Source organism: Secundilactobacillus collinoides DSM 20515 = JCM 1123 (genome assembly GCF_001435975.1).
Classification (GTDB): domain Bacteria; phylum Bacillota; class Bacilli; order Lactobacillales; family Lactobacillaceae; genus Secundilactobacillus; species Secundilactobacillus collinoides.
In genome coordinates this window covers 1-6,201 of record NZ_AYYR01000081.1, presented here as the reverse complement: position 1 = coordinate 6,201, position 6,201 = coordinate 1, and the positions used below count along the sequence as shown (strand labels likewise).

At 40.2% G+C, this 6,201-nt stretch carries 5 protein-coding genes and 1 pseudogene; 3 read left to right on the top strand and 3 right to left on the bottom strand.

Translation table 11 applies throughout. The annotated features are described in order from the left end of the window. Positions 1–373 (top strand): annotated as a pseudogene (locus tag FC82_RS12790) (hypothetical protein); the annotation flags it as partial. On the opposite strand, the gene FC82_RS12785 reads toward FC82_RS12790, so the two are convergent. From FC82_RS12785 to FC82_RS12775, 3 genes are all read right to left on the bottom strand, one after another. After that, entirely contained in the window at positions 363–1,634 is a 1,272-nt protein-coding gene (locus FC82_RS12785) for an ISL3 family transposase (protein ID WP_046872524.1), read from the bottom strand. The pseudogene FC82_RS12790 and the gene FC82_RS12785 overlap by 11 nt on opposite strands. A gap of 168 nt (positions 1,635–1,802) precedes the next feature. Continuing rightward, positions 1,803–2,081: a hypothetical protein gene (locus FC82_RS12780; RefSeq protein WP_003680647.1), complete on the bottom strand. Its 279-nt coding sequence runs from the start codon at positions 2,079–2,081 to the stop codon at positions 1,803–1,805. Between the two features lie 21 nt (positions 2,082–2,102). Next, on the bottom strand, positions 2,103–2,312 hold the full coding sequence (locus tag FC82_RS12775; RefSeq protein WP_014386917.1) for a hypothetical protein: 210 nt from the start codon (positions 2,310–2,312) through the stop codon (positions 2,103–2,105). Between the two features lie 259 nt (positions 2,313–2,571). Between FC82_RS12775 and mobQ the strand changes: the two genes are divergently transcribed. Continuing rightward, entirely contained in the window at positions 2,572–4,644 is a 2,073-nt protein-coding gene (mobQ, locus tag FC82_RS12770) for a MobQ family relaxase (protein WP_056997206.1), read from the top strand. An 85-nt stretch (positions 4,645–4,729) separates the two neighbouring features. After that, positions 4,730–6,201, top strand: a 1,472-nt coding sequence (locus FC82_RS12765) for a DNA topoisomerase (protein WP_056997205.1), incomplete at its 3' end; no start/stop codon positions are given.

Sequence of the window (6,201 nt, the reverse complement as noted above, 5' to 3'; positions counted from 1 at the left end):
ATATCAAGCAACAATATTATCCGATTCAAGATTGGCAATCCGCTGGGTTGAAGAAATCTTCCTGGGTCGATCTTGGTAATATTTATCGCTTTCCCAAAGCCGGGCTAAATTTTAAAGAAATCGGTCATTTAAGTAAGCTAGATCAAAATAAAATTTTAGATTTTACGCTTGACCTAAAATCTAAAAGAAGAGGTAAGGGTCAAAAGATAATTCAACAGCGATCAAGTAAAAGGAAGCACAAAGAATTCAAAAACAGTTAAAAGACTCTGCTAAACACAATCCAGAAGTTAACCCAAAAAACAATCCTGAAAATAAAGGCTCTTCGTCAACTGTTGTTGGTGAATCCATATTTCGAGTTCTAATCACTTCGTGATTAGGGCTCTTTTTGTTTTGATTTTGAAAACGTATAGTACTCGAGTTCTAAACCTCCAGAAGCTGCGATAGCCAAAACTGGCTCGTTTGATCGCCTTGATTTTATTATTAGAACCTTCCAAAGGACCATTTGAATAGTGTGTGGTAAAGGTGTTACGAATCTCATCATGATGGCTTTCAAGTGTTTTAATCGTGTTCTTCATTTCTTCAGAATACGTTTTGTTATTCCAAAATGCCGCATTGTAGTTATGCCAATCTTGATGTTGGACAGCTGACCGGACGCTGTTTAAGACTTGATAAGTTTGTTCTAGTTCTGAATCCAACGATAACAGCTGATGGACAACATCGGTGGCAGCCATCCAGTAAGGAAAATTAGTCCACTTTTTGAATTGTTCAAAGTTAAGCTGTTCAGTTGGTACTAACAACAGCTTCCAGTAGCGCTTAAGGGCGTGAAATTCGCGAGAAGACGGGGTAAACTTCTTCATCACCTTGATTCTGGTTTTGTTAAACGCCCGATTTAGGGCGTTGATAATATGAAACTTGTCCATGACCACCATGGCATTGGGGAATACGGTCTGCACAAGCTTGGGGTAGGTATAATTCATATCAGTCACAATAATTTTGACGTTTTCTCGGGCAGCTTGATCGAAGTGGTAAAAATACTTCTCTAGTTTATTGATGGTTCGATAAGGGAGTAAGTCGATTAATTCATGGGTTTCGCCATTCATGAACTCAAAGCTCATGGCACCAGTAGCGCTCTTGGTACTCTTCACCTCATCCATTAAGATGATCTCTGGTAAATAGTGCCAATTGGTTTGAAAGTCTCGTTCAGCGCGCATTAACTGGCGGCCCACAAATGAATCTGATGCCGATACTTCATTGGCAATGTGCTTCAAAGAGACCGGTTCACCGAGCTTCTCTAGGCATTCTTTGCGGCTGGTGTTTGAAATTGTACAGTGTTTCGGAACTGCCACTGTTTGTGCAAGAAAGTTGCCGTGACATTCTTTACAGTGGAAATAGCGGCGCTTTAAGGCTAAGATGACGGTGTTGCTCAGAACCTTCGAGAATCTGATAGTGGTATTGCGCCAGCCGTAGTTAATAATCTTTTGATCATTGATAATCCCGCACTTGGGACAAGCCTTCGGCGTGTAATCCAAGTGGCCAGTTAAGCGAATAACCCCGTCTTCTCCAGTTTCACCGTCAGTAATTTTTAGGTTCTCGTCAGCTATTCCTAATAATAATTTTGTAGTATCATGACACATAGGGCATTTCCTTCTTTCTGAAAAATCTTCGTGGTGGTTGACTTGGATGAACGGACAGGAAATGTCCGCTTTTTTATTCTAGCCATAAATAAAAAATCTGTCATCAGTAATAGATGAAAATCTATTACCAACAACAGATATTGTAGAACCAAAATAAAAACGATCGGCCTAGTTATTAGGTTGATCGTTTTTTAATTTATCCGGTTTATGGGCGTTAACATAGTCAGCAAATGTTTTTAAAAGTTCTTCGGTTTGTTCGACCGAGAGGTTATTAGCTTGAAAGTACTTTTCTAATAAAGCCCCTTTTTGAATTAATCGGCGAGAACGGGCTTTGCGGGCTTGTCGATTTTCATAATACTTAGATTGGCGTAACTTAAAATCTTCCCGCTCAATTTTTTGTTTTAAACGCGCTTGTTGTTCAATTAGTTTTTCATATTGATTAGGCATGGAATTCCCCATCTCCTATGACTAATGATCTACGGACTTTTCCTTTAAAAACTCGGATACTTTTTTGGATAAGGACTTGATATTGTCATTAGATAAATTAGCATAATCTAAATTGGCTTGACTGATGATTTGTTTACCTAGCCGTTGTTCAATCTTATTTTTTTCGTCCTTAATTTTTTGATTAAGGGCTTTTAATTTAGCTTCTTGTTTTTCTAAGTTACTTTGAGACATAATGATTCCTCCAGTCGTATTAAAAATAATCACCGACACTATATCATACAGAGAACGTTAAGTCAAAGTATGAAAGTTGAAATAGCGAAGCGGAAGGCATACACTATAAGTAAATTTAGGGGAATCAGCAGGCCGAGTGAAACGAGATCAATGCGCACTTACACATAGAATAAATTCTATGTTGTGCTAACCCCATTAAAACCTGTATTAGAAGTCGCCGTTGGCGACAACAAAATCAAAACCATAAACCCAAAGAGAGATGGTGGCCAACACGGCAATTTTTCACATGAGTTTTCAAAATATTAGTGCTGGTAAAGGACGTAGTGCCATTGCTGGAGCTGCTTATCGTAGCGGTGAAAAACTATTTGATAATAAAGAAGGTCGCTACTATTTCTATGACCGGTTGGTCATGCCGGATAGTTTTATTTTGATCCCCAAAAATGCACCGGAATGGGCGAACGATCGGGAGCGGTTATGGAATGAAGTTGAAAAGAAAGATCGTAAATCAAACTCACGGTATGCCAAAGAGTTTAACGTGGCGTTACCAGTTGATTTAAGTACAGATGAACAAAAAGCATTACTGACAAAATATGTACAAGAAAATTTTGTCGATCAAGGGATGGTAGCCGACGTATCAATTCATCGCGATCACCCAGATAATCCACATGCTCATGTAATGTTAACTAATCGGCCATTTAACCCAGATGGTACTTGGGGATTGAAGGCAAAAACTCAGTACATTAAAGATGAAAATGGCAAGCAGCTTTTAACCAAAAGCGGGTTTCCAAAACAAAGAAAAATTTGGCTGGTTGATTGGGATAAAAAGGAAAAAATAACTGAATGGCGTCACAATTGGGCAATTGGCGTTAATCAGTCTTTAGCACAAAAAAATATTCCGGATCGAATTAGTGAAAAATCATTTGTCGACCAAGGAATAGATGAAACACCAACTCAACATGAGGGGATCAATAGTCAGCGACAAGAAAGAAGAGCATTTAATCAACAAGTTAGAGCACAAAGAAGCGCTCGAGCTAAATACCATAGTCTTGATGAAAAGATTAGAAATTATGAACACTTTGACGCATTAACTGACGAACTATCATTCTCTGAAAAACACACAATTAGTCATCTAAGTCAGCAATTGAAGACCTATGTCGATTTAGAGCATTTAGATGATAAACAGCGCATGCTGTTTAATTGGAAAAACAGCTTATTGATTAAACATGCAGTTGGTGAAGATGTAACCAAACAACTGCTGACCATTGACCAGCAAACGACATCACTAGCACAAGCTAATCAGTTGTTAAATAAAGTGGTGGAACGAGCAACTAAAAAACTGTATCCGGAACTTGATTTTGAACAGACAACCGCGGCTGAACGACGGGAACTGATTAAAGAGACTAATAGCGAACAAACCATTTTTAAAGATAGTGAATTGACTGAACGGCTAACGGATATTCGAAACGATTTACTGACCCAGCAATTATTGACGTTTACCAAGCGGCCATATACCAGCTGGCAGTTAGTTAATCAGCAAGCCCAGACAATTGAGAAGCAGTTAACCGCAGTGCTAGCCAAACATGGCCACCAGTTAGACGATTTGAAGCATACTGATCGGGGCATGTTAGCCCCTTATGAACCTAACGAACTCGAATTTATTTCGAAAGCGGTGAAAGAATTACGGGTCATTCGGGAAGTTAAAGCCGTAGTGCAAACCCAATACAACAGCATTCTAACGACTGCTTTTCCGGACAGTGATCTCGATAAGCTAGAGACGATTGACAAGGAGCAAATCTACACTGCCGTGGTTTACTATGATCCAGAATTAAAGCCATTAAGCGCCAATGATCTTAGTCAATTACAACAGCAGCCACCCGTAGTCTTTACTAGTCAGCAACACCAAGCTGGTTTGAATTACCTGTTAGGTAAAATTGAATTAAAAGATATTCAGGATCACCGGCTGCAACGGGTCTTAAAACATGATGGTACCCGGCAGCTATTTCTCGGTGAATGTGGGCAAGACAATAAGTTGGATCACAAACAAATTGAAACCGTGCAAGCCCGTTTGAAACAACAAACAACGCGGTTTGATCAATATAAGCAAGACCAAATTAAGGCCTATCAGGCCATCAATTATTATCCAACTAGTCCGAAAAACTACCTGATGAATGCTTTGGACGAAGCCTTAATAACCATTCTATATGCGAAGAACACAGACTATCTAAGAAAGCAGCAACTACGCGGTTTAAAAGAGACCGAGTGGGAAATGGCGAAAAAGCAACGGCAACATCAAACTCGTAATCGGCATGAAGATGGGGGCATGCACTTGTAATCGAAATAAAAATTGCACCGTTAAGCCTGGTTAAAAGTGGCAGAACAAGGTATAACAAAAGCTGAATCATAAGGAGTGAACGAACATGACCACTGTTATCTTAGCTGAAAAACCTAGTCAAGCCCGTTCATACGTCCAAGCCTTTCAAAAGCGCACAAAAAAACAGGGTTACTATACGGTTAGTGACCCTGTTTTGCCCGATAATACGCTTGTGACGTATGGTCTCGGACATTTAGTTGAACTGGCCACACCGGATAAATACGATCAGAAATACCAGCAATGGGCCCTATCTAATTTACCGATCTTTCCCGATAAATACAAGTTTGAAGTGTCAGCTAGTAAAAGAACGCAATTCAAGATCGTTAAAGACCTGTTAGCAAAAGCCGACATCATTATTGTCGCCACCGATAGCGGTCGGGAAGGCTCCAATATTGCGTGGTCAATCATGAACCAAGCCCAGATTGACGTTAAAAAGAAGACTATTAAGCGGCTATGGTTGAATAGTTTGGAAAAAGACGCCATTATTACCGGATTCAAAAATCTTGGTGATTGGCACAAAGACTATCTGGCTTATAAAGAAGCCCAAACCCGTCAAATTAGTGACTGGTTAATTGGTATGAATGGTAGTCCCTTATATACTTTGTTATTAAGACAAAACGGAGTACGCGGGGTGTACTCGATTGGTCGCGTGCAGACGCCAACCTTGTATATGGTCTATCAAAGAGACCAACTCATCAAAAAATTTAAGCCCAAACCCTATTTTGAACTAAATGCGGAAATTTTAGCTAATCAGCAAAAATTCGCCGCGAAATTAGCCCCCTATCAGCAGTTTAAAGATAAAAAAGGGCTAATGATATTCATGAAGGACAAAAACGTTGAGAAGGGCTTACAGGGCGGTTTAATCAAGGGCGTCCAAAAGCAGGCTAAAAAGCGTGCTAGTCCACAGTTGTTTTCGCTATCCAGTCTCCAAAGTGCCATGAACAAACGGTATCATGCCAGTGCCAGCCAAACCTTAGCGGCCATTCAGAGTTTATACGAAGCTAAGTTCCTTAGCTATCCCCGAACCGATTGTGCTTATATCACTGATGAAGAATTTGAGTATTTAGTGGCTAATCTGACGAAGTATCTGGGGTTAGTCTCTAAGCCAGTCGCTTTAACCAATACCACGCCGAATAAGCGTTATGTTAATGGGAAAAAGGTTGAAGAACATTACGCCATTATTATGACTAAAGTCGTGCCGACGAAAGATCAATTAGCTGCCTTACCTAAATTACAACAACAAGTCTATGATTTGGTGTTACGAACGACGTTAGCCATGTTTGCTGATCCGTACGAGTACGAGGAAACTACCATTATTACCCAAGTTGGTGACGCCAATTTTAAAGCAACGGGTAAGGTCCCAACTAAGCAAGGTTGGCAAGCTTTATTTGATGATCACAAAACCGACCAGCAAGAGGCAGCCACCCTACCGATCGTTCACCAAGGCGACCAAGTTCAAGCGAATCTGCAAACACTGCAAAAAGAAACGACACCACCGGTACCCTTTACCGAAGGTAC